Annotated in this window: 27 protein-coding genes; 15 read left to right on the forward strand and 12 right to left on the reverse strand. The window is 54.7% G+C overall.

Features of this window, described 5'->3' with window-relative positions:
- Positions 1 to 68 precede the first annotated feature (68 nt).
- On the forward strand, positions 69 to 968 hold the full coding sequence (glxR, locus tag AOB54_06660) for a 2-hydroxy-3-oxopropionate reductase (protein WVN41171.1): 900 nt from the start codon (positions 69 to 71) through the stop codon (positions 966 to 968).
- Between the two features lie 118 nt (positions 969 to 1,086).
- On the opposite strand, the gene AOB54_06665 is transcribed toward glxR, so the two are convergent.
- On the reverse strand, positions 1,087 to 2,190 hold the full coding sequence (locus AOB54_06665) for an alkene reductase (GenBank protein WVN41172.1): 1,104 nt from the start codon (positions 2,188 to 2,190) through the stop codon (positions 1,087 to 1,089).
- A 76-nt stretch (positions 2,191 to 2,266) separates the two neighbouring features.
- On the reverse strand, positions 2,267 to 3,178 hold the full coding sequence (locus tag AOB54_06670; protein ID WVN41173.1) for a pirin family protein: 912 nt from the start codon (positions 3,176 to 3,178) through the stop codon (positions 2,267 to 2,269).
- 138 nt (positions 3,179 to 3,316) lie between these two features.
- Here AOB54_06670 and AOB54_06675 point away from each other — a divergent pair, with 138 nt between their 5' ends.
- From AOB54_06675 to AOB54_06705, 7 genes are read left to right on the forward strand one after another with little or no spacing between them, the layout of a single operon-like run.
- Positions 3,317 to 3,958, forward strand: a complete 642-nt coding sequence (locus tag AOB54_06675; GenBank protein ID WVN41174.1) for a Maf family protein — start codon at positions 3,317 to 3,319, stop codon at positions 3,956 to 3,958.
- A 57-nt stretch (positions 3,959 to 4,015) separates the two neighbouring features.
- A complete protein-coding gene (gene frdA / locus AOB54_06680) occupies positions 4,016 to 5,824 on the forward strand; it encodes a fumarate reductase (quinol) flavoprotein subunit (GenBank protein WVN41175.1) in 1,809 nt (602 codons plus the stop codon).
- Entirely contained in the window at positions 5,814 to 6,587 is a 774-nt protein-coding gene (locus tag AOB54_06685; GenBank protein ID WVN41176.1) for a succinate dehydrogenase/fumarate reductase iron-sulfur subunit, read from the forward strand. The genes frdA and AOB54_06685 overlap by 11 nt, the downstream gene beginning before the upstream one ends.
- On the forward strand, positions 6,584 to 6,997 hold the full coding sequence (locus AOB54_06690; protein ID WVN41177.1) for a fumarate reductase subunit C: 414 nt from the start codon (positions 6,584 to 6,586) through the stop codon (positions 6,995 to 6,997). The genes AOB54_06685 and AOB54_06690 overlap by 4 nt, the downstream gene beginning before the upstream one ends.
- The gene (gene frdD, locus AOB54_06695) at positions 6,994 to 7,350 is read left to right on the forward strand and encodes a fumarate reductase subunit FrdD (GenBank protein ID WVN41178.1); all 357 of its coding nucleotides are present in this window, start codon (positions 6,994 to 6,996) and stop codon (positions 7,348 to 7,350) included. The genes AOB54_06690 and frdD overlap by 4 nt, the downstream gene beginning before the upstream one ends.
- Before the next feature lie 15 nt (positions 7,351 to 7,365).
- Positions 7,366 to 7,575 (forward strand): DUF2788 domain-containing protein, encoded by a 210-nt coding sequence (locus AOB54_06700; protein WVN41179.1) that lies wholly within the window; start codon positions 7,366 to 7,368, stop codon positions 7,573 to 7,575.
- 2 nt (positions 7,576 to 7,577) lie between these two features.
- Positions 7,578 to 8,312: an enoyl-CoA hydratase/isomerase family protein gene (locus AOB54_06705; protein ID WVN41180.1), complete on the forward strand. Its 735-nt coding sequence runs from the start codon at positions 7,578 to 7,580 to the stop codon at positions 8,310 to 8,312.
- A gap of 32 nt (positions 8,313 to 8,344) precedes the next feature.
- On the opposite strand, the gene AOB54_06710 is transcribed toward AOB54_06705, so the two are convergent.
- Together AOB54_06710 and AOB54_06715 are read right to left on the reverse strand one after the other, a co-directional pair.
- On the reverse strand, positions 8,345 to 9,301 hold the full coding sequence (locus AOB54_06710) for a glyoxylate/hydroxypyruvate reductase A (protein ID WVN41181.1): 957 nt from the start codon (positions 9,299 to 9,301) through the stop codon (positions 8,345 to 8,347).
- Positions 9,302 to 9,304: 3 nt separating this feature from the next.
- Positions 9,305 to 11,818, reverse strand: a complete 2,514-nt coding sequence (locus AOB54_06715; protein ID WVN41182.1) for a cation-translocating P-type ATPase — start codon at positions 11,816 to 11,818, stop codon at positions 9,305 to 9,307.
- 69 nt (positions 11,819 to 11,887) lie between these two features.
- On the opposite strand from AOB54_06715, the gene AOB54_06720 reads away from it, so the two are divergent.
- Entirely contained in the window at positions 11,888 to 12,466 is a 579-nt protein-coding gene (locus AOB54_06720; GenBank protein ID WVN41183.1) for a TMEM165/GDT1 family protein, read from the forward strand.
- 48 nt (positions 12,467 to 12,514) lie between these two features.
- Here the strand turns inward: AOB54_06720 and AOB54_06725 are convergent, their stop codons facing one another.
- The 3 genes from AOB54_06725 to AOB54_06735 are packed head-to-tail and all read right to left on the reverse strand — an operon-like array spanning position 12,515 to position 14,062.
- A complete protein-coding gene (locus tag AOB54_06725) occupies positions 12,515 to 13,243 on the reverse strand; it encodes a 2OG-Fe dioxygenase family protein (GenBank protein WVN41184.1) in 729 nt (242 codons plus the stop codon).
- A gap of 31 nt (positions 13,244 to 13,274) precedes the next feature.
- Entirely contained in the window at positions 13,275 to 13,787 is a 513-nt protein-coding gene (locus tag AOB54_06730; GenBank protein WVN41185.1) for a GNAT family N-acetyltransferase, read from the reverse strand.
- Positions 13,784 to 14,062 (reverse strand): DUF1778 domain-containing protein, encoded by a 279-nt coding sequence (locus AOB54_06735; GenBank protein WVN41186.1) that lies wholly within the window; start codon positions 14,060 to 14,062, stop codon positions 13,784 to 13,786. The genes AOB54_06730 and AOB54_06735 overlap by 4 nt, the downstream gene beginning before the upstream one ends.
- 30 nt (positions 14,063 to 14,092) lie before the next feature.
- On the opposite strand from AOB54_06735, the gene AOB54_06740 reads away from it, so the two are divergent.
- Together AOB54_06740 and AOB54_06745 are read left to right on the forward strand one after the other, a co-directional pair.
- Positions 14,093 to 14,368 (forward strand): type II toxin-antitoxin system RelE/ParE family toxin, encoded by a 276-nt coding sequence (locus AOB54_06740; protein ID WVN42796.1) that lies wholly within the window; start codon positions 14,093 to 14,095, stop codon positions 14,366 to 14,368.
- Between the two features lie 7 nt (positions 14,369 to 14,375).
- Positions 14,376 to 14,696 (forward strand): HigA family addiction module antitoxin, encoded by a 321-nt coding sequence (locus AOB54_06745; GenBank protein WVN41187.1) that lies wholly within the window; start codon positions 14,376 to 14,378, stop codon positions 14,694 to 14,696.
- 59 nt (positions 14,697 to 14,755) lie between these two features.
- Here AOB54_06745 and AOB54_06750 read toward each other — a convergent pair whose 3' ends face one another.
- Positions 14,756 to 15,046, reverse strand: coding sequence for a nucleotidyltransferase family protein (locus tag AOB54_06750; protein WVN41188.1), 291 nt, complete (start codon positions 15,044 to 15,046; stop codon positions 14,756 to 14,758).
- Positions 15,047 to 15,541: 495 nt separating this feature from the next.
- On the opposite strand from AOB54_06750, the gene AOB54_06755 reads away from it, so the two are divergent.
- Positions 15,542 to 15,853: a helix-turn-helix domain-containing protein gene (locus AOB54_06755; protein WVN41189.1), complete on the forward strand. Its 312-nt coding sequence runs from the start codon at positions 15,542 to 15,544 to the stop codon at positions 15,851 to 15,853.
- A 321-nt stretch (positions 15,854 to 16,174) separates the two neighbouring features.
- On the opposite strand, the gene AOB54_06760 is transcribed toward AOB54_06755, so the two are convergent.
- From AOB54_06760 to bamE, 3 genes are all read right to left on the reverse strand, one after another.
- Positions 16,175 to 16,429, reverse strand: a complete 255-nt coding sequence (locus tag AOB54_06760) for a hypothetical protein (protein ID WVN41190.1) — start codon at positions 16,427 to 16,429, stop codon at positions 16,175 to 16,177.
- Between the two features lie 206 nt (positions 16,430 to 16,635).
- Positions 16,636 to 17,160: a hypothetical protein gene (locus AOB54_06765; GenBank protein ID WVN41191.1), complete on the reverse strand. Its 525-nt coding sequence runs from the start codon at positions 17,158 to 17,160 to the stop codon at positions 16,636 to 16,638.
- Complete coding sequence (gene bamE, locus AOB54_06770) at positions 17,160 to 17,573, reverse strand: outer membrane protein assembly factor BamE (protein WVN41192.1); 414 nt, start codon at positions 17,571 to 17,573, stop codon at positions 17,160 to 17,162. Before bamE ends, AOB54_06765 begins: the two co-directional genes overlap by 1 nt.
- 369 nt (positions 17,574 to 17,942) lie before the next feature.
- Here bamE and AOB54_06775 point away from each other — a divergent pair, with 369 nt between their 5' ends.
- Entirely contained in the window at positions 17,943 to 18,653 is a 711-nt protein-coding gene (locus AOB54_06775) for a WYL domain-containing protein (GenBank protein WVN41193.1), read from the forward strand.
- Between the two features lie 72 nt (positions 18,654 to 18,725).
- Positions 18,726 to 19,343 (forward strand): porin family protein, encoded by a 618-nt coding sequence (locus AOB54_06780; protein WVN41194.1) that lies wholly within the window; start codon positions 18,726 to 18,728, stop codon positions 19,341 to 19,343.
- Positions 19,344 to 19,459: 116 nt separating this feature from the next.
- Here AOB54_06780 and AOB54_06785 read toward each other — a convergent pair whose 3' ends face one another.
- Positions 19,460 to 19,708: a hypothetical protein gene (locus AOB54_06785; GenBank protein ID WVN41195.1), complete on the reverse strand. Its 249-nt coding sequence runs from the start codon at positions 19,706 to 19,708 to the stop codon at positions 19,460 to 19,462.
- A gap of 130 nt (positions 19,709 to 19,838) precedes the next feature.
- Between AOB54_06785 and AOB54_06790 the strand changes: the two genes are divergently transcribed.
- A complete protein-coding gene (locus tag AOB54_06790) occupies positions 19,839 to 20,045 on the forward strand; it encodes a helix-turn-helix domain-containing protein (protein ID WVN41196.1) in 207 nt (68 codons plus the stop codon).

The raw sequence follows: 20,045 nt of genomic DNA on the forward strand, positions 1-20,045 counted from the left end.
TGATTTGGATTGATGTCAAGCGCAGTTCAATTATTAAAACAACACTTTTCACCCACCAAAGGAAGACTATGAGCGCAGCACCCTTTAACGTTGGTTTTATCGGACTTGGCATTATGGGCGCCCCCATGTGTGGCCACCTGATCAATGCCGGACACAAGGTCTTTGTCACCACCCGCAGCAAGGTGCCTGACACCATTGCACAAACCAATGCGGTGAAGTGCAAGACCCCGCAAGAAGTCGCCGAAAAAGCCGACATCATTTTCACCATGGTGCCTGACACCCCCGATGTTGAGAAAGTGTTGTTTGGTGAAACCGGTGTGGCCAAGGGCTTGAGCAAGGGCAAGGTGGTAGTCGATATGAGTTCGATTTCCCCCATTGCCACCAAAGAGTTCGCACAAAAAATTAATGCACTGGGCTGCGAATATTTAGATGCCCCGGTCTCGGGCGGCGAAGTCGGTGCCAAGAACGCTGCACTCACCATCATGGTGGGGGGTAGCGACGCAGGCTTTGCCCGCGTGAAGCCCTTATTCGAACTGATGGGCAAAAACATTACCCTGGTGGGCGGCAATGGCGATGGTCAAACTGCAAAAGTCGCCAATCAGATCATTGTGGCGCTCAATATCGAGGCAGTCTCTGAGGCCCTGCTCTTTGCGGCAAAGGCCGGTGCCGACCCCGCAAAAGTCCGTGAGGCCCTGATGGGTGGCTTTGCGGCATCACGCATTCTGGAAGTCCATGGTGAGCGCATGATCAACCGCACCTTTAACCCCGGCTTTCGAATTGAGCTGCACCAAAAGGACCTGAACCTGGCCCTGCAAAGCGCACGCGCCATGGGCATGTCACTACCCAACACCGCGACCGCCCAAGAGTTGTTCAATGCCTGTGCCGCACACGGCGGCAAGGCCTGGGACCACTCGGCGATGGTCCGTGCTCTAGAAAAAATGGCTAACTTTGAAATCGGCCAGAAGTAATCCCTTAAGCACGCTCTGATCCATAGCAGCATGGTGGAAATCAGAGCTGCACCAAGAAAAACCCCGCAGCCTCTTTTTTAGGAGACTGCGGGGTTTTTTGTTGAATTGAAGTAAAAAATCAGTCCGTTTTGTAAAACGGGTAATCCGTGTAGCCCTTTTCTCCGCCGGCATAAAACGTGGTTTGATCCGCCTGATTTAATGGGTAGCCGTGCTTAAAGCGCTCCACCAAATCGGGGTTTGCAATAAACGGCACGCCAAAGGCAATCAAGTCGGCCTTGCCCCCTTCCACTGCCGCCTGGGCCATCTCACGTGAATAGCCGTTATTGGCCATCACTGCATGACCACCCGATGACTTAAACAAATTTTCAAGCATTGGGAAATCGACTTCGGGCCGGGCATCGCGCGGCCCGCCGGTCTGGCCTTCGATCACATGCAAGTAACCCAGTCCCCGCTGGCCAAGTTCTTTCACCACGTAAGCAAAGAGTTCTTGGGGGTTGCTGTCATCAATGTCGTTAAAGGTGGATGCGGGGGAGATACGGGAGCCCACACGTGCTGCTGGGTACACCTCGCAGACCGCATCGACCACTTCCAGCAAGAAACGGGCTCGATTCTGAATGCTGCCACCGTAGTCGTCCTGACGCTGATTGGTCTTATTGCGCAAAAACTGGTCGATCAAGTAACCATTGGCGCCATGGACTTCCACCATGTCAAAACCAGCCCGTTTGGCGTTTTCTGCTGCCTGGCGAAATGTCGCGACCAACTCACGAATCTCTTCCACCGTGAGCGCACGGGGCATGGACACATCATCGAAACCGCTGGGAATAAACACCTTGGCATTGGCACGAATCGCCGAAGGTGCCACTGGTGCTGCATTGCCAGGCTGAAAAAATGTGTGCGAAATACGGCCCACGTGCCAGAGTTGCATACAGATTTTGCTACCTTTGGCGTGGACCGCATCGACCACTTTTTTCCAGCCGGCTACCTGCTCTTCCGAGTAGATGCCGGGAGTGCCAATATAGCCCTGCGCCTGGGGGCAGATTTGGGTGGCCTCGGTCACGATCAGCCCAGCCCCGGCGCGTTGCTCGTAATAGGTCCGCATTAAGTCTGTTGGCGCCAACTGCTCATTGGCGCGGCTACGCGTGAGCGGTGCCATCACCATGCGATTCGATAACGTCAAAGAGCCCAAATGAAAGGGCTGGTACAGCGCACTGCTTGCGGTCATTGTTTGCTCCATAAGTTAAAAAATTCCGTGCCAAACCGACACGGAATTTTCTGATCGAACCGAATTTTACAAAGTATTATGGCTTCGCGTTGTTAGGTTTTTTGATCGGCATCAAATGGGCCGGTTCCACCGCCAATCGATTGTGACGGTAGTCATCAATGGCCTGCTCGATCTCTTCACGGGAATTCATCACAAATGGCCCGTATTGCACGACGGGTTCGCGCAAAGGCTTGGCCGCCAAGAGAATCACCCTGGTCTCGCTTGCGCCAGCCTGCAACACGAGTTGGTCGCCATCGCCAAAAACCCCACCTTGTTTGGTCTGTAGCGACTGCGTCAGGGATGTGTTGGCGCCCGAAATTAGTTCGCCCTGATACACATAAACATAGCAACTGTGGCCCGCGGGCAGATTCTGAACAAAACGACCGCCCGCCGGCAGGTGGATATCCCAAAAGATTGGCGCTGTGCTGACCCCTTGAATGGGACTTACGGCATGCTGCCCATCACGGTGCAAATCCCCTGCGATCACCTTGATTCGCAACCCATCGGCAAACGTCAGACACGGGATATCGGCCGCATCAATGTCGCAATAGCCAGCAGGCTTCATCTTCTCTTTAGCAGGTAGGTTGATCCACAGCTGAAAGCCACGCATCGCACCCTGCTCTTGCTGTGGCATTTCTGAGTGAATGATGCCCCGACCAGCGGTCATCCACTGCACGCCGCCTGACTTTAAATGGCCACGATTGCCCAAGTGGTCTTCGTGCAACATGTGGCCTTCCAACATATAGGTCACAGTCTCAAAGCCACGGTGTGGGTGCGGTGGGAAGCCGGCAATATAGTCATCAGGCCGGTCACTACCGAATTCATCCAACATCAGAAAGGGGTCGACACGTGCATGCGGTGTCTGCCCCAGACTGCGGAACAAGGACACACCGGCACCGTCAGAAGTGCGGGCCGCCCGAATCACTTGTTGCAACTGTCGAATAGTCATTTTAAAAATTAAAACGTCTTTAACATCACTAAAAAAGTAGAAAAATCATAGGTTGTCGATCACTATAGCTGATATGAACCAGAACTTGTGCATAGCCCCAGAGCAAGAGCAGGCATTCATTACGCTAGCCCAAATCAAATGACCCAACACCAGATCACACCCAATCTCTTTCTAGCTTCACAGAGTCCACGCCGCAAAGCACTATTGCAAAACATGGGGATCACGCCACTGGTGATCCCCGCTGACCAACAGATCGATGCTGAAGCGATCGAAACACCACAACCTAACGAAGACCCCATCGCCTATGTGGTGCGTGTGGCCAATTTAAAACGCGACCTAGCGCAGCAACGGCTACAGGCCTGCCCGCCATCAGAGCTGCCCACACCACAACCCGAAGATCTCGTGCTTGCGGCCGACACCACAGTGGCGCTTGACCAACACATTCTTGGCAAACCCAGCAACAAAGTGCAGGCCCAAACAATGCTTAAAGCACTGTCGGGAAACACCCATCAGGTGCATACCGCTGTGAGTATTTGCCGCATGGATGGCGCCGCCAAAGACACCGCGGTCGTGTCGTCCGATGTCACCTTTGCACCGCTGACCAACGACTGGATTGACCATTACATTGCCACGGGCGAACCAATGGATAAAGCGGGCAGCTACGGTATTCAGGGGCTTGCGGGCAGCATGATTCCGAAAATCTCTGGCAGCTACACCGGCATCATGGGCCTTCCGCTTTATGAAACGCTCAACATGCTGCGGCGATTTGGCCTCCGTTAGGTCGCGATTGATCGATATCAAGCCCAAGTGGTGATTCGATCGATAGACTCTTGGCCAATGACTCCTGAAACACTCCAATGCGATGTGGCCATTGTTGGTGCAGGTGGCGCAGGTCTTCGCGCTGCCATTGCGATTGCCCAACACAATCCCAAGCTCTCGGTTGCGCTGATCTCAAAGGTCTACCCCATGCGCAGCCACACCGTTGCGGCCGAAGGTGGCTCGGCAGCCGTAACCCAGGCGCATGACAGCCTAGAGGCCCACTTCCACGACACAGTCGCAGGCGGTGACTGGCTCTGCGAACAAGATGTTGTGGATTATTTTGTGGCCCATGCCTATGAAGAGATGGTACGGATGGAACACTGGGGCTGCCCGTGGAGCCGGCGGCCCGATGGCCATGTCAATGTCCGCGCCTTTGGTGGCATGAAAATTGAACGCACCTGGTTTGCTGCAGACAAGACCGGCTTTCACATGCTGCACACGCTGTTTCAGACATCGTTACAGTTTCCGTCTATTCGCCGGCTTGATGAACACTTCTGTGTGGACTTGCTGGTGGAAGATGGTCAGGCCCAGGGGGTTGTTACCGTTGATATTGCAAGCGGTCAGCTTCATGTCGTGCAGGCCAAGGCCGTCATCATGGCCACAGGTGGTGCAGGCCGCGTCTTTCGTGAAAACACCAACGGCGGCATCGTGACCGGTGACGGCATGGCCATGGCCTATCGGCATGGCGTACCGCTGCGCGATATGGAGTTTGTGCAATACCACCCCACCTGCATGCCGGGCACCGGGCTTCTCTTTACCGAGGCCTGCCGTGGCGAGGGCGGCTTCTTGTTAAACAAAGACGGCTATCGCTATCTACAAGACTACGGACTCGGCCCAGCCGAACCCACCCCCCGTAATAAAGCCATGGAGCTTGGTCCCCGTGACCGACTCAGCCAAGCGTATTGGCACGAAAAACAAAAGGGCCGAACCATTGATGGCCCCCACGGCCCGGTTGTGCACCTGGACCTACGTCATCTCGGCGAGGCCAAACTGCGCGAGCGTTTGCCCCAAATTTATGAGCTCGCGCTGGACTATCTCGGTGTAGACCCAGCCCGCGAACCCATTCCAGTGCTGCCTGCAGTCCACTACACCATGGGCGGCATCACGGCAGACGGTCTCACCCAATCCCCAATGCCGGGGCTATATTCCGCGGGTGAGTGCTCAAGCGTGGGCATTCATGGGGCCAATCGACTTGGTTCTAATTCACTGGCCGAATTATTGGTCTTTGGCAAAGTCGCGGGAATTCAGGCGGCAGACTTCGCACAGTCACGGCCCCACTTGTCTTACGACCGTATTGCATCGCTGGCCCAGCAAAGCTGCGATGCGGCACTCAATGTTGTGCGCAACACTCATGGCAAAGAGCGTCTGTCGCATCTTCGCAAAGAAATGGCCAAGACCATGGAAGACGGCTGCGGCATTTATCGAACCGAGTCTTCCATTCAGGCCACCTGCGACAAGCTTGCCGAACTCAAAGAGCGGCTGGGTAACCTGCATCTAGACGACCACTCACGCATGTGGAATACCGAGTGGTTCCTGGCCATTGAGCTGGGCTATTCGTTAGATGTTGCCCAGGCCATGGCCCACAGCGCCCTGCTGCGCCGCGAATCACGTGGCTCTCATCAGCGCTTGGATAGCGGCATGACCGAACGCAATGACACACAGTTTTTAAAGCATAGCCTGGCTTATTACAGCGGCCCCGCCAATGCCCCCCGAATTGATTACAGCCCGGTGACCATTACCCGCTCACCGCCTGGCACCCGCGCCTATGGTGCTGCTGGCGAGCAGGCAGATCGTCTCGCCAAAGAGGCCACAACCCATGTCGGATAAGCCCATGCCAAGCACCATCGAGATCGATGTTCTTCGTTACCGGCCCGAAGATGACAGCGAACCGTTTTGGCAGCGCTACAGCGTGCCGTTTTCAGAAGACATGTCGGTCTTGCAGGGGCTGCAGCACATCAAAGACGACATCGACGGCACTCTGAGTTTTCGCTGGTCATGCCGGCAGGCCATCTGCGGTAGCTGCGGCATGATGGTCAACGGCAACCCCAAGCTGTCGTGCCAGACCTTCTTGCGTGATCTGCTTCCGGGCCCCGTGAAAATCGAGGCGCTGGCCCACATGCCGATCGAGCGGGATTTGATTGTGAGTGTCGAGCCCTTTGTGAAAAAGCTTGAGCGTGTTTCGCCTTACATCATCCCCAAAACACCGCGTGCCCTTGCGCAAGGCGAGCATCTGCAAACACCCGCCGAGCTTGATGCCTTTGCGCAATTCTCTGGCTGTATTAACTGCATGCTCTGCTATGCCGCCTGCCCCCAATACGGTCTGAACCCAGATTTCTTGGGCCCTGGTGTGCTGGCGCTCATGCATCGCTACAACGCCGACTCACGTGACGGTGGCACACGGCAACGCATGGAAGCCATCAGCACGGAAGATGGCGTGTGGAGTTGCACGGCTGTGGGCTACTGCTCCGAGGTCTGCCCCAAGCATGTGGACCCAGCCAACGCCGTGAACCAAAACAAGGTGAACAGCGCGAAAGATTACTTCCTGCGGTTTTTCGCACCCAAAGCCAAACCGGACACCACACCAACATGAGCCAGCAGACAACACCCCGCCGCGCTCCTTACATTCGTCCCATGGGCGGCTGGTGGAAACGCAATCCATTTTTCATGGCCTATATGCTGCGTGAGCTCACCTCAGTCGCGGTGCTAGCCTATGCGATTGTGTTGGCCGTTGGCCTGGTGCGTCTGTCCCAGGGCCCGGCCCAGTGGCAGGCCTTTATGGACGCAGTCACCTCGCCGTTGGGCGTGGTGTTTCATTGCATCATCTTGATCTCCATGCTGGTTCACACCAAGAGCTGGTTCGAGATCATGCCCAAGACCATGCCCCCCGTAGTGATCAGTGGAAAACCAATTCCAGGCAAGACCATTACGCGGCTTGGCTGGCTAGCTGCCGCAGTTGTATTCGTGATCATGATGATGCTTGCAAAGACGCTCACCACATGAAACGCTCCCACGCCCCAATCTTTTGGTTATTGTTTGGTGCCGGCGGCATGGTGGCCGCACTGGTTGGCGTGGCCATGGTCTGGATTGGCAGCTTCGATGCCGCCTTTGGCCTGCTGTTAAGCCCCGCTTTACTCAGCTATGACAATATCCTGACCTTTGCCCAACACCCGGTGGGCATGCTGTTTTTCTTCGTGACCACCAGTCTTTTCGCCTGGCACGCCATGCACCGCATCTTTCACAGCCTGCACGATGTGGGTATTCCTGCTGGCACTGCAGCAAAACTCATCTGCTACGGCGGCGCACTGGCCATCACAGTCACTGCGGGCGCTGCACTCTTATCTTTAGTCAAATGATTTAGCATTAGGGCCATGGACAACCAAGCCCTAATTGAATTTTTTGATAACGCCACCCCCTATTTCGTTGCCGGCCTGATTCTATTCATGGTGGCCATCGTGTTTTCACTGGCCCGAGAATCCAAGGGCGGACGCATGGCCTACATTGTGCTGACCATCGCTCTTTTGGTGGGCACAAGTGGCTGGATCGCCAAGACCGTCATTCAGTACTTCATGGAACGCTAAGCATGTCGATCAACCCACCTGAACTCTTGGTCAAACAAGACAACGGCATTTGGTGGATCACGCTGAACCGGCCAGAGAAAATGAATGCCCTGTCGGCCTCTTTGGTCGACGCGCTAATCGACACCATTTCACAAGCGAATGCTCAGCAAGCTAACCTGTTGGTGTTTCAAGGGGCGGGCAAGACCCTAAGTGCTGGGTTTGATATGTCTGACTTAGACACCCAGTCCGAGGGCGATCTGGTCCTTCGATTTATTCGCATTGAGCTTTTGCTTCAGGCGATTGCCGATACTTGCGCGCACACCGTGGCCCTTGCCCACGGCAGAGTCTTTGGTGCTGCTGCCGATCTGTTTGCAGTGTGCCGGCAACGCATCGCCACACCAGATGCCAGTTTTCGCATGCCAGGACTTAAGTTTGGTCTGGTCTTGGGCAGCCGCCGGTTCGCAAACATTGTGGGCATTGAGCGGGCGCGGCCACTGTTAGAAGAAACGAAATCGTTTAGCGCCCAACAGGCCCTGGACATGGGCTTTGCGCATCAGCTTGCACATGAGAGCGATTGGCCAGAGATTGTTGCTGCAGCTGCAGCTCGGGCAACCCATCTCGACCGTCATGCTCGGGCAGGCCTGGACCATGCACTCCAGTCTCAACATCACGACCAAGACCTGGCCCATCTGGTGCGATCCGCAGCCCGCCCAGGCCTCAAAGCGCGACTTCGCGAATATTTACAGTCTGGTCGTTAAAACGCGTATGTGAAACGGCCCGCAAGAAAAGGCTAGTAACCCCGGCTACGTTGCACCAAATGCTCAACCGGCCCACCCGCCACCCAAGCCCGAATCTGCTTTGCCACAATTCGGCTTGCACTATCCGGGTCGGTAATGGCAGCGACATGTGGCAAGAGCGTGACCTTTGGATGCGCCCAAAATACACTGTCTGCAGGCAATGGTTCTGTCTTAAAGACATCCAGCACAGCGTGGCGCAAATGGCCCGCATCTAGCACCGACAATAAATCTGCCTCGATCAAGTGGCCGCCACGGCCCAGGTTCACAACCGATGATCCCTTGGGCATGGTCAGAAAAAAGTCCCGGTTCAATAGCCCCCGAGTCTGTGGGGTGAGCGGCAGCAGATTAATCACGATATCGGATCTGGCCAAGACCGAACGTAGCGCATCTGACCCGGCCACCACGTCAATTCCCAGCGCATTGACTGCATCGCGATGGCCCGCTCCTGTGTGCCAGGCACACACCGAATAGCCCAGCGATGCAATCCGCTTCGCCGAGGCCAAGCCCATCGCCCCCATGCCCAAGACGGTCACACAAATATCACTTGCAAGACGCTGCGGAAGGTCCTGCCAAATTCTGGCCTGCTGTTGACGTTGATAATCAAAATAACCGCGATGTAACGACAATGTCGCCCACAAGGCCGTTTCAGCCATCGCTTGGGCCATGGCTGGGTCCACCATACGGGCAATCATCAAATGCTCTGGTACCGAGGCATCGGCCAGCAGACTATCCACCCCGGCCCACAAGGACTGCACAAACTCGAGTTTGGGATAGCCGCGCAGGGAACCCGCAGGCGGATTGGCCACTACGGCGACCCGAATCTGACCAATAAGTTCTGGCGGAACCTCTGACTCCAAATGCCAATGGACTTCCGGTAAGGCCAGCGACAAGGCACCTTGCCAACGACGGATTTCGTCTTCGGTATCACGGATTCGAAGCAAAACATGCATGATTTAAAAGCGATAGAAACGCGAAAAAAGTTTCGTGAGCAGAATAAAAACTGTTGCCGCCAGGTTGCAGGCAAGCGCCCAGCCTAACATCTGCAAAGAAATTGGCGCAAACTGAAACAGCTCACGAATCACATCCACCGCAAACACTAACGCCAGCATCACCAAGGTAATTGTTGATAAAAACCAAAAGGCCTTGTTGCTCAGCGCCTGCATTAACCCCGACCAACTCGCGCCCGCCAAGCTACTTAGGGTAATCACAATTCCCCCTATCACCAGCGCCAGGAAAGAGGTCGCTCGTAACGCATCCGGCGGAACCGATAGCCGGTGCAAGACAACATACAAGACCCCCAAGGACAACATCAGACCAACCCCCGCAAACAGACTGCTCAACAACGACACACCAGAAAACAGTGTCTCGTCAGGCGGCCGCGGGGGCTGACGCATCAGATCTTGATCGGCCTCTTCCGACTCGAAAACAAAACAACTGGTCGGATCAATAATCAGCTCTAAAAACGCAATATGGGCCGGGAAAAACAGCATCGGCGCCCCAAAGGCCAAGGGCAACACTGCAAGCCCCGCAATGGGAATATGAATGGCGACGATATACACCAAGGCTTTTTTTAAGTTGGCGTAGATCCGCCGGCCCTGCGCAATTGCCCGCACAATCGATGCAAAATCGTCTTGCAGCAAAACCAACGATGCCGACTCACGAGCCACGTCGGTGCCCCGCCCTCCCATGGCAATTCCAATGTGGGCCGCCTTTAGCGCCGGGGCATCGTTCACGCCGTCTCCCGTCATCGCGACAGTCTCACCACAGGCTTTAAGCGCCTGAACAATACGAAGTTTTTGCTCAGGCCGAATTCGGGCATAGACTTTCACGGTGGCCACCCGCTGCTGCAATTGCTCATCGCTCAGAGCGCCGAGTTCTTCTCCGGTCAGTAACACATCGGTTGTTTGGTGGGCTTTCGTGATACCTGCCTGCCGGGCAATGGCCAATGCAGTGCTGGGATAGTCGCCGGTGATCATCACCACGCGAATACCAGCCTGGTGGCACTGGGCCACCGCTGTCGGCACTTCTGGGCGCAAGGGATCTGCCAAGGCAAGCAGCCCCAGAAATTCCAAATTCAATCCGTGCTGATCAATAGCGGTCGGTTTGCTGACAGAGCGAGCCGTGGCCACGGCCAACACCCGCATGCCCTGGCCCGCCAGTTTATTGACAGCACCACGAATTTCTTCGGTCAGAACGGAGTCCAGGTGGCATAGATCAAGCACAGCCTCTGGCGCGCCTTTGGTGGCGACTTGCCAATCACCGCTCGCAGTCCGCCAGACATGCGAGACTGCCAGCAGCGATGATGACAGCGGATACTCGTGCTCGAATGTCCATCCAGCGCCGCGGTGTTCCGGCACACCAAACTGTTCGCGGGCCAACCCAAGAATGGCACGCTCCATTGGATCGACGGCCTCGGGCTTGCTGGCTAGGGCAGCTACCTCAATTAAGGCCTTGACCGATCCAGCAGCATCGTTGGCATGTTCTTCCCAGTAACCATCTTGGGTCCACAGGGCGGCCACCGCCATCCGGTTTTCGGTAAGGGTTCCAGTTTTATCGGTGCATAACACTGTTGCAGCACCCAGCGTTTCAATGGTTGCACTACGGCGGGTCAGCACTCGATGCTGTGAAATGCGCCATGCGCCCATTGCCATGAAAACCGTCAGCACCACCGCAAACTCTTCTGGCAAAACAGACATGGCTAATGTGATGCCCGACAAAAGCCCCTGCAGCCATTCGCCCTGCGACCACCCAATAATCAGAACGGCGATCAGGCTTAAAGAAACACCAATCGAACCAAAAATACGGACCAGCCGCTTGGTCTGCGCATGAAGCCGTGTCGGCTCGCTTTGAAGCTCAACGAGCGAGCGGCCAATCTTGCCCATCTCGGTTGCAGACCCAGTCGCCACCACTTGGGCCAAGCCGTGCCCTGTGACCACCATGGTGCCGCTTGCCACGTGCTGCTCTTGCTCGCTGCCATTTGCATGCTTGCTAACGGCAACTGACTCCCCTGTGAGCAGCGATTCATCCACCGAGAGATTGTGGGCGGTGATTAAGCGCGCGTCTGCTGCAATTCGGTCACCCTCGACCAGAACCAAGAGATCGCCCCGGACCAGCGCTCGGCTATCAATCAGCTGCTGTTGGCCGTCGCGAATAACAAGCGCTTTAGGGCTTGCCATCTCGCGCAATGCGGCCAAGGCATTTTCTGCCCGGCGCTGCTGAATCACCGTAATCCAGATTGAAATCTGAACAAAACAGACCAGCATTAACGCCTCACCAACATCCCCCAGCACCAAGTAAATCAGGCCCGCTGCAAGAAGCAGCTGGAACATGGGTTCACGTAAGACTTCTTTGACAATATCCATCAACCCACGGCCACCATGCGAGGGCAACTGGTTCGGGCCGTCGGACTGTAGCCGGGCCAAGGCCTCGGCCTGTGTTAGGCCCGCTCTGAGTTGATTTGGGTTCATGGCGCCAATCTTATCTTTGGTCACTGAATCGGCAGATTTCTTGTGTTCCCACTATACTTCCACCCCACTATGGAATCCCTCTTCGTCTCTACCGGCGTTGTCGCCCTGGCCGAAATCGGCGACAAAACCCAGCTATTGGCCTTCATCTTGGCAGCCCGGTTCAAAAAACCACTTCCGATCATCTTGGGCATTCTGCTGGCCACAATTGTTAACCACGGCTTGGCTGGCGCACTGGGCGCGTGGATCACTGCGACTGTGAGCCCAGAGATTCTGCGCTGGGTGTTGGGCCTGTCATTTATTGGTATGGCCATCTGGACACTCATTCCCGATGAGATCGAAGAAGACGAGACCAAGATCGCAAAAAAATTTGGTGTCTTTGGCGCCACGTTGGTGACATTTTTTCTTGCGGAAATGGGCGACAAAACCCAGATCGCCACGGTGGCCATGGCGGCCCACTATGCCGATGCCATCATGGTGGTGATTGGCACCACCCTGGGCATGTTGATTGCCGATGTGCCTGCGGTATTTGTGGGCGATAAGCTGGCCAACAAAATTCCCATGAAACTTGTTCACTCGATTGCCGCTGCAATCTTTGCACTACTAGGGGTGGCCACACTGCTTGGGGCGGGATCAAGTCTCGGGTTCTAGCGCTGGCGGGCTAACACGCCAGTCTTTGGCCTGGCGGTTTTGCCCTGTTTAACGGGTTTCGTCAAGAAACCCATTGGTACGCAGCGTCACCACCAGCGTGTCACGCCAACCGTAATCACCAACGGGCTGAATCGGCGTGGTCTCGTGAATCACACGCCGATCATTGAGCAGCAAAAGACTCCATGGTGCAGTCAGCGTGAATCGCTGACCCTCTGAGCTGTTGGCCTGAAACACTCGGGTCTCACCGCCCTTGATGTTATGTCGTTGCACCAAAAAAACCGCGACCCAATCAACACCATCACGATGGGCGCCCTCGGGAGTTGGCCGGCCAATACCGTCTGTCGTGTCAATACGGAACTGGTGGGCCTCGGTGTACCAGGTCTGCGAGCCGTCGATTTTCGAGGCAACACCCGCTAACCAGAGCAGCATCTTCTGCCAGGCAGAGGCGGACAAAATCTCAGCGCTGACGGGCTCAAACCAACGCTGCATACCACCATGCAGCGCGTTGTACGACAGCGGCTGCCAATGGGCCCGGTGCGGCACAAGACGCACCTCGGAAGCTCGCAATTCCATGCTGGCATGCCTGCGGTACCGGTATCGCCCACCGTCTTTTAGGTATTGGTCCGCCGGAAGGTCGCCCCAAGAATCCCCCAGCTTTGAAAGGTCATCACAGGCAACGCGCGACAGCGCACACAAATCTTGCGGCGAGAGCACCGCATAGCCCTGCGCGTTTAGCGTCGCTTCAAGCTGATGGGCTGGCGTAAATTGTGGACTCAAAGACTGCTCTCCCTGATTATTGCCTGCCGCATCATGAGCCAGAGACCATGGCTTTAATGTCCTTCATCAGCAGAAACAGATGAAACGAATCGGACGGACTGGGCTCAAATTCCCAGTTGAGGTACCACTGCCGGGCGGTTTCATCCTTCGCGTGCACCAGTAGCGCCCGGATGCCTGCAATGTCTGCCGCCTGAGTGGTGCGCAGCAACGCATCTTTGAGCAAAGCTTTGCCCAAGCCTGCCCCCTGATGCTGAACATCCACAGCCAATCTTGCCAAAATCATGACAGGCACGGGGTGCTGAGGAATACCTTTGATCACTCGAGGCGCGGCAGTTGCAGGGTCGATACTGCCAACGGCAAGGCTGTAAAACCCAACCACCGCCCCACCATAGCAACACACATAGGTTTGCGCACTGTTGGATTTTTGATTGACAAGCGCAAAGCGCTGCAAAAACTGGTTGAGTGCAACTTGGCCGCAATCAAAGGACTCGACGGCATCCGAGCCGGCCAGTTTACGAACTGGCCCGTAGGAACGTGAACTCAACCAAGCAACCCCGGCTCAGTTAAGAGTTTCTTGAGCTTGGGCTTGACGGTAACCGGTCGATCAAGCGCTGCCTGAAACGCCTTCCACTGCTGAGCTCCCAACTCAAAGCGGGTGCGGTCTGCCAGCGCTTGGTTGGCCGCGTTGATGCCTGCATCAAGCAAAAACTCGCTCACGTTCTTGTGCGACACGCGTGCGGCCTCCTGAAGCAATTGCTTGACCGGCGTGCTGGCGCGGACATCAATCCGTTCGGACTTGGGCGGGGTGGCTGTACTCATGGGGGACCTGATTTTATCGAGATTGGCACTATCATAGCGTCCGGACAACATCCTGACAATCAGTTTTTCCGATTGGGGCCCCTGTCAGGGATTCAGGCGGGGCATGCCGCTCGATTGGGGCAGCAACTGTCATCCATAGATGCTGCAACCCGCCCCGAGGATATGAACCGACCGGGCTGGGGTTTGCATCCCCTAAGAGGCAACCTTGCCGGGCATTGGTCAGTTAACGTCAATGGAAACTGGCGCCTAACATTTAAGTTTGAAAACGGAGATGCAGTATTGGTGAATTACCAGGACTACCACTGAGGTAACCATGAACTCAATGTTTAACCCACCCCACCCAGGCTTAACTCTGCGTGACGACATTTTGCCCGCTCTGGGCCTGCAAATCGGCCAGGCTGCGGTCCAGCTTGATGTCGACCGTACGACTTTGTCGAAAGTGCTCAACGGACGTGCGTCTATTAGTCCTGCGATGGCACTACGAATTGAGCGTTGGCTTGGCCGTGACCACGGTGGAGCGGCAGAGGTATGGCTTGCTCAGCAGGCCGCTTTTGACTTGTGGCAAGCGCGCCAAGCAACAAAAGCTTCGAAAGCCTTATCCCATGTTAAGGCCCTTAAGCTTCAATCTGCTTGATCAGCTAAGGCACACCGTTGAGCGCAGAATGTGTCGAGCGTGCGGCTCCCAAGACTTGATCACAACTCAACTGCTTCCTTCAACACGCTGTCTCGCAAGTGGCGACTAAGTTCGTGCTCTGGAACCAGATCCACGGGGCGCCCGAGTAACTCGGCAAGTTCCCTAGCCAGCGGCAGGCGCTGCCCAAACAAATCGTAACCGCGATCAAACTCAACCAAAAAATCGATATCACTGCTTGGCCCTTCATCACCTCGCGCCACCGAACCAAACACGCGAAAGTGCCGGGCGCCAAACTGTCTCCCCAATTGATTAATTGTGGATTTATGGGCCCGGATTTGATTTAGGAGCATGAGGCGATTATGCAATCAATGACGAGGGCTAATCAATGGGGGCGCCCTAGACGCTCTGGCCGCCCAGCAGGGGGCGGTTCACCAACTTACTGAGGTCAATATAAATCAAGTTTTGATGGTATCAGGGGTTCGAACCGGCGGGCCCCGGAGGCCGTAGGGACCAAAATGCCGGACCTGGTAGCCAACAACCCCTCCTCTGCAATGCGTCTGGCAAAGCTAGCCTGCACCGATTCTCGCGGCAGATGTGCCGCTCGAAGTTGAACCATAGAGGGTTTTCGAAGTACCCGCGCTTCTGTCAAACTTTGAAAACAGAGATGCAATATTGGCGAATTATCAGGACTACCACTGAGGTAACCTGATGGCCTACCGGCCACCTGCCAAGAGCGCGCCCATGGAGTTTTTGATCATCGACTTCTATCAAGTCGGTGTTCACGAGAATTTTTATAAAGAACTGAAACAGTATTTGCGACATGAAAAGCAAACAGGAGAAACGTCATGAATCACGCACTGACTGCTGAGGACCTCTATACCGAGATGAAGCGTATGCCGACGACCGAGCGGATGCGGTTTTTCTCCCTGCTGGCCAGTAACGCGTTTCGGGAAGAAGACTTCACCCACGATCAGGTATTTGGTCAAACACATCAGGAGCCGTTCTCAGCTGGGAAAGCCGCCGAGTATCTGGAAGTTTCCGTGCCGACGCTGCGCCGTTATGTGCAATCGGGCAAGCTCGTACCCAGCCATGTGGTAGGGCGCAACCAGATGTTCTCGGCGCACACTCTGCGTGCGTTTAAACGCAGTCGCGGGTGAGCAAGTTAGTACTGGTAATTTTGGCGGCCCAGCACAGGTCGCTTCGCTAACTTGCTGAGGTCAAAATAAATCAGGTCCTGGTGGGGTCGGGGATTCGAACCATCTCCTGCTCTCGCTACTGTTTACTTTGACGGTACGACGTAGATCGGGTTCGGGTTATAGGGATTGCCAGCGCCATAAGGGTTGTTGATGCTGTTGGGGTTGTACGGATTACCGGCGCCGTTGGGATTATTGATGCACCGAGGGTCGTACGGACAATTCTGTGCTGATGCCGCCCCAGACAGCAGCATTAAAAAATTGCGAGTTTCTTCATAGACGGTCTTAGTCTACAGCCTGCGCGGTCAAGAAAAGTGACTTCTCAAGCGACGCAAAGAAGTCTTGATAGGGTTTGGGCTCCGTCACCGGTTTGCGATTGAATTCCGCATTGGCACGAACCGAGGTTTGGGTGGTTCCACGGGCTCGGGCGGTCACGTTGATTTTTAATTGATACCCCTGCAGCTTGGTAGCGCTTACCGTGCCAAGCGTCTGATCGGCCCGATCGATCACAAACCCAAGGTCTTGTAATGTAGCAATCACGTTCCTTAAGACCAGGTCTCGATCTGGCGTGTCAAAGGCCCTTGTCTGAATTGATCTAAGCTGCAGCTGGCTTTGGTCGGAATCTAGGATACGAGTATCTGTTGTTGCACAACCGCTAAGAATTAGGGTTGATAGACAGGCAACAGCCACACCAAGCCTGACTCTGGGTAGCTTCGTGTCGCTCTTGAATTTTAAGTTTGCAGTGCTCATATTTTTTGGGCCTCCAGAAATACAGCCTTGGATAGTTTTTCGAAGAACTCGGTATGAAGTTTGGGATCTTCAAGCGTCTCTGCGAACTGCGTGTTGTCAGTCCGAGTAACAATGCGCTGAAAAGTCGCTCGAACCTGCCATGCGTCCTTAACCTTGTCGGCAGTTGGCAAAACAACGACCGAGACGCGAATCTTTTGATCTCGACTAATCGCGGTTTGTCCGCCCCCGAGCAATGCAATCAGCACAGCTGCGACCACCTCGCCAGCCTGGGTTGCATCCCGGTTTTTATTGGCAACAATCAGACCAAGCTTGGTCTCACTACCCTCCAGGGTGAAGCCCAAGTCTTGTATGACCCCACCAACTGCAGTGAGTAAATTTGTTTCCTGGACCCCCGTAAATTTGCGGGCCTCGACTTGCCTGCGCTCTAGGCTTTTAGGCGAGGTTGCCAACAGGTTCTCGGGCATGGAGACACACCCGACAAGGGACAACGCTACAAAGCCTGCTATCAGCTTTTTCATCATCAGAACCTCGATGTCTGGTAAGCGAAGTCTCTGACTTTGTTGGCCTTGTCAAACTTGATGACCACCGTCAACGTTCTTTGCGTGGTCGATGAAGCGCCCGAGCTCCCCCGAACGCCGAGGATCAGAATATTGATGCCCCCCGAGTTGCTCGATTGGGCACTCTCGGTGGCGATCTTGTCGTAAACCCAGACTTCACGACGTTCCTCGTCTGTCGTGACCATATTGGGCGACCCGAGAACCTCGACGACCTCGGTATTGGTCATGCCAACGCGGATTTCTTTTTGAACTCGCCCGACCGTGAGCGCCTTTTCAGACTGCTCGCCACGAACCTGATCCAGGTGGTATCCGGTGTTTTGGCAGCCAGCGAGCAGAGTCACGGCACCAATTCCTAGTAAAACCCTCAGTTTTTTCATAACGCTCTCCCTTCTGATGAATGGAGTTTGTGCGCCCCGGTGTCTCACCAGATGAGTCAGCTCTGAAATAAACTGTAGCCTCTATAACTAATAACTGAACAAGTGAACCGGACCGAGCGGCTCTATAAAATCCAATCCCTTCTGTCGGGCAGAAAGTCTGTGCCGATCACCACCTTTTTGGAAGTTCTGGAAGTATCCAGGGCTACTTTTCGAAGGGACCTGGAATACCTGAGAGATCGGCTTAACGCGCCGATTATCTGGGATCGTGAATCCGATGGTTATCGCCTCCAGGGCGACGGCGCCGGGACAACCTCAAGCTCCCTGCCGGGGCTATGGCTGAGCGATCGGGAGATCTTAGCCCTGTTGAGCATGATGCAGTTGCTATCCACCCTGGAACCCAACTCGCTAATCGGCAACCAGATCGAGCCGATAAAAAAGCGGCTTCAAAAGATGCTTGAGACGGGTTGTGTCGACCCCGATGAGCTTGCCAGTCGCGTACGGGTCCTGCCGCTTGCTCGGCGGCCAATAAATGCAGATATTTTCAATGTCGTGGCTGATGCCCTCTTAACCCGAGAGCGGCTTGAAATCTTTCATTTCAACAAGGGTAACAACAAAGACACAACCCGACAGGTCTCGCCGCAGCAGCTGATCTATTACCGAGACAACTGGTATTTGGATGCTTTTTGTCACGACAAAGACGACCTACGCAGTTTCTCCCTTGATGGAATTAAGCAGGCAAAGAAAATCGATAGCCCAGCAGTTTCATTGCCGCAAAGCGCACTAAAAGCAGCCTTCGAGGAGACCTACGGAATATTCGCAGGCAAGAAAAAGAAGGTCGCCAAACTTAAGTTCACGCCGTTTCGGGCCAGATGGGTGTCCACCGAGATCTGGCACCCAGAGCAGAAATCGTCTTTTGACCAAGAGGGAAACTATTTGCTTGAGATCCCATACGGTGATGAGCGCGAACTGATCTTGGACATTCTTCGTCAGGGCGCGGATTGCGAAGTCTTATCCCCAGACACACTGCGACTCGAAGTCGTTCAACGGCTCAAGGCGGCCCTTAAATCCTATAAAAATTAACATGACAGTCTCACTTGTTGAGATTGGCTCAAGTCAAAGATGACGACTCCTTAACCTTGAAAAGGAGTTCAGATGAAAAAGTATCTGGTTGCAGTTGGCATCATGGCCGCGACCGCCTCGACGGCTTTTGCCCAGGCTAGCCAAAATAGAACGGCGTTTTATATGGGCGTATCTGCGGGGCAAACCAAGATTGATACCGGCGTATCTGGTCTTACTGGCACAGCCTCACTAGACGAATCCGACACCGGTTACAAAATTTTCGGCGGCTTCAAATTAGACGACATTTGGAGCGCCGAGCTGCAGTATGCAGATTTTGGCACTGCTTCGTTAAAAGGAAATAACGGAGATCGGTTTACTTTCGAGGGAACTCAGTATCAATTCACTGCTGACAACGTTAACCTGTCCGTGAAAGCGAAATCATTTGGCGCCGCAATTGTTGCGGGATACGACGTGACAAAAGTAGTCCGGCCCTATGCAAAGCTAGGTCTGCACCGCTGGGACTCAGACGCTACGATCTCTTCGAGTGCTGGGAACGCCTCGCTTTCAGACAGCGGTACAGATCCTTTTTATGGGGTTGGCATTCAATTTTCAATCACGGGCCAATTAGCCGCGCGAGTGGAGGCCGAGCACTACAAGTACGACAGTGAGAAAGCTCAGCTCATCTCTGTGGGACTGATGTATAGATTCTAAGTTTTGCCGGGGGGGGAGCTAGACACCCTGCCCCCCCCTTTTCCACTTGGCAAAGCCCGCTCTGTCGCCCTTTTGGTACCTAGGCCCGGAAGTGCCTGTTCTGGTTAAAGGTCGGGCTATGTCATGTAAGGCGGTAGCTGTGGCTCACCCAAGAGCACTTCTGGCCCGCGTTGGGTCGAAATACGGACCGCAACACATTCGTCGTCGATGATCGCCTGCTTGAGTTCAGTGGCGGTTCGGCAAAAGATGACCCTGCGATCACACTCTCCGCATAGCCGAATGCGCTCGTCAGCCGTCGGAGTAAGCGAATCCCAGATCTTGGGGCACTTGAATTTGAATTCACAGTTACGGATTTCTGTATTCATTTTTCTGAACTTACCCTTACCCAGTCTCACCGGATGAGCCTGGGTTGCCGTAGGATGGCCTGTTCCGTCACTATTGGACTGGATTGCCCCAAATTCCGTTAAACTGGAATCTCTATAAAGATTACAGTCAATGAACGACCAAATAAAGCCCGCCATGACCGTCCGCGACGTTGCGGCCTTCCTGGCCGTAGACGAGAAAACGATCTACCGCCTAGCCCAACAAGGGAAGCTACCCGGCTTTAAAGTCGCGGGTACGTGGAGGTTTCAGATGCCGGACATTCAAGGGTGGATAGACGAGCAGAAGAGACTTCAAGGCAAGCCCCGCCCAAGTCTCTGA

This window comes from beta proteobacterium MWH-UniP1 (assembly GCA_036362785.1).
Taxonomy (GTDB): domain Bacteria; phylum Pseudomonadota; class Gammaproteobacteria; order Burkholderiales; family Burkholderiaceae_A; genus Lacustribacter.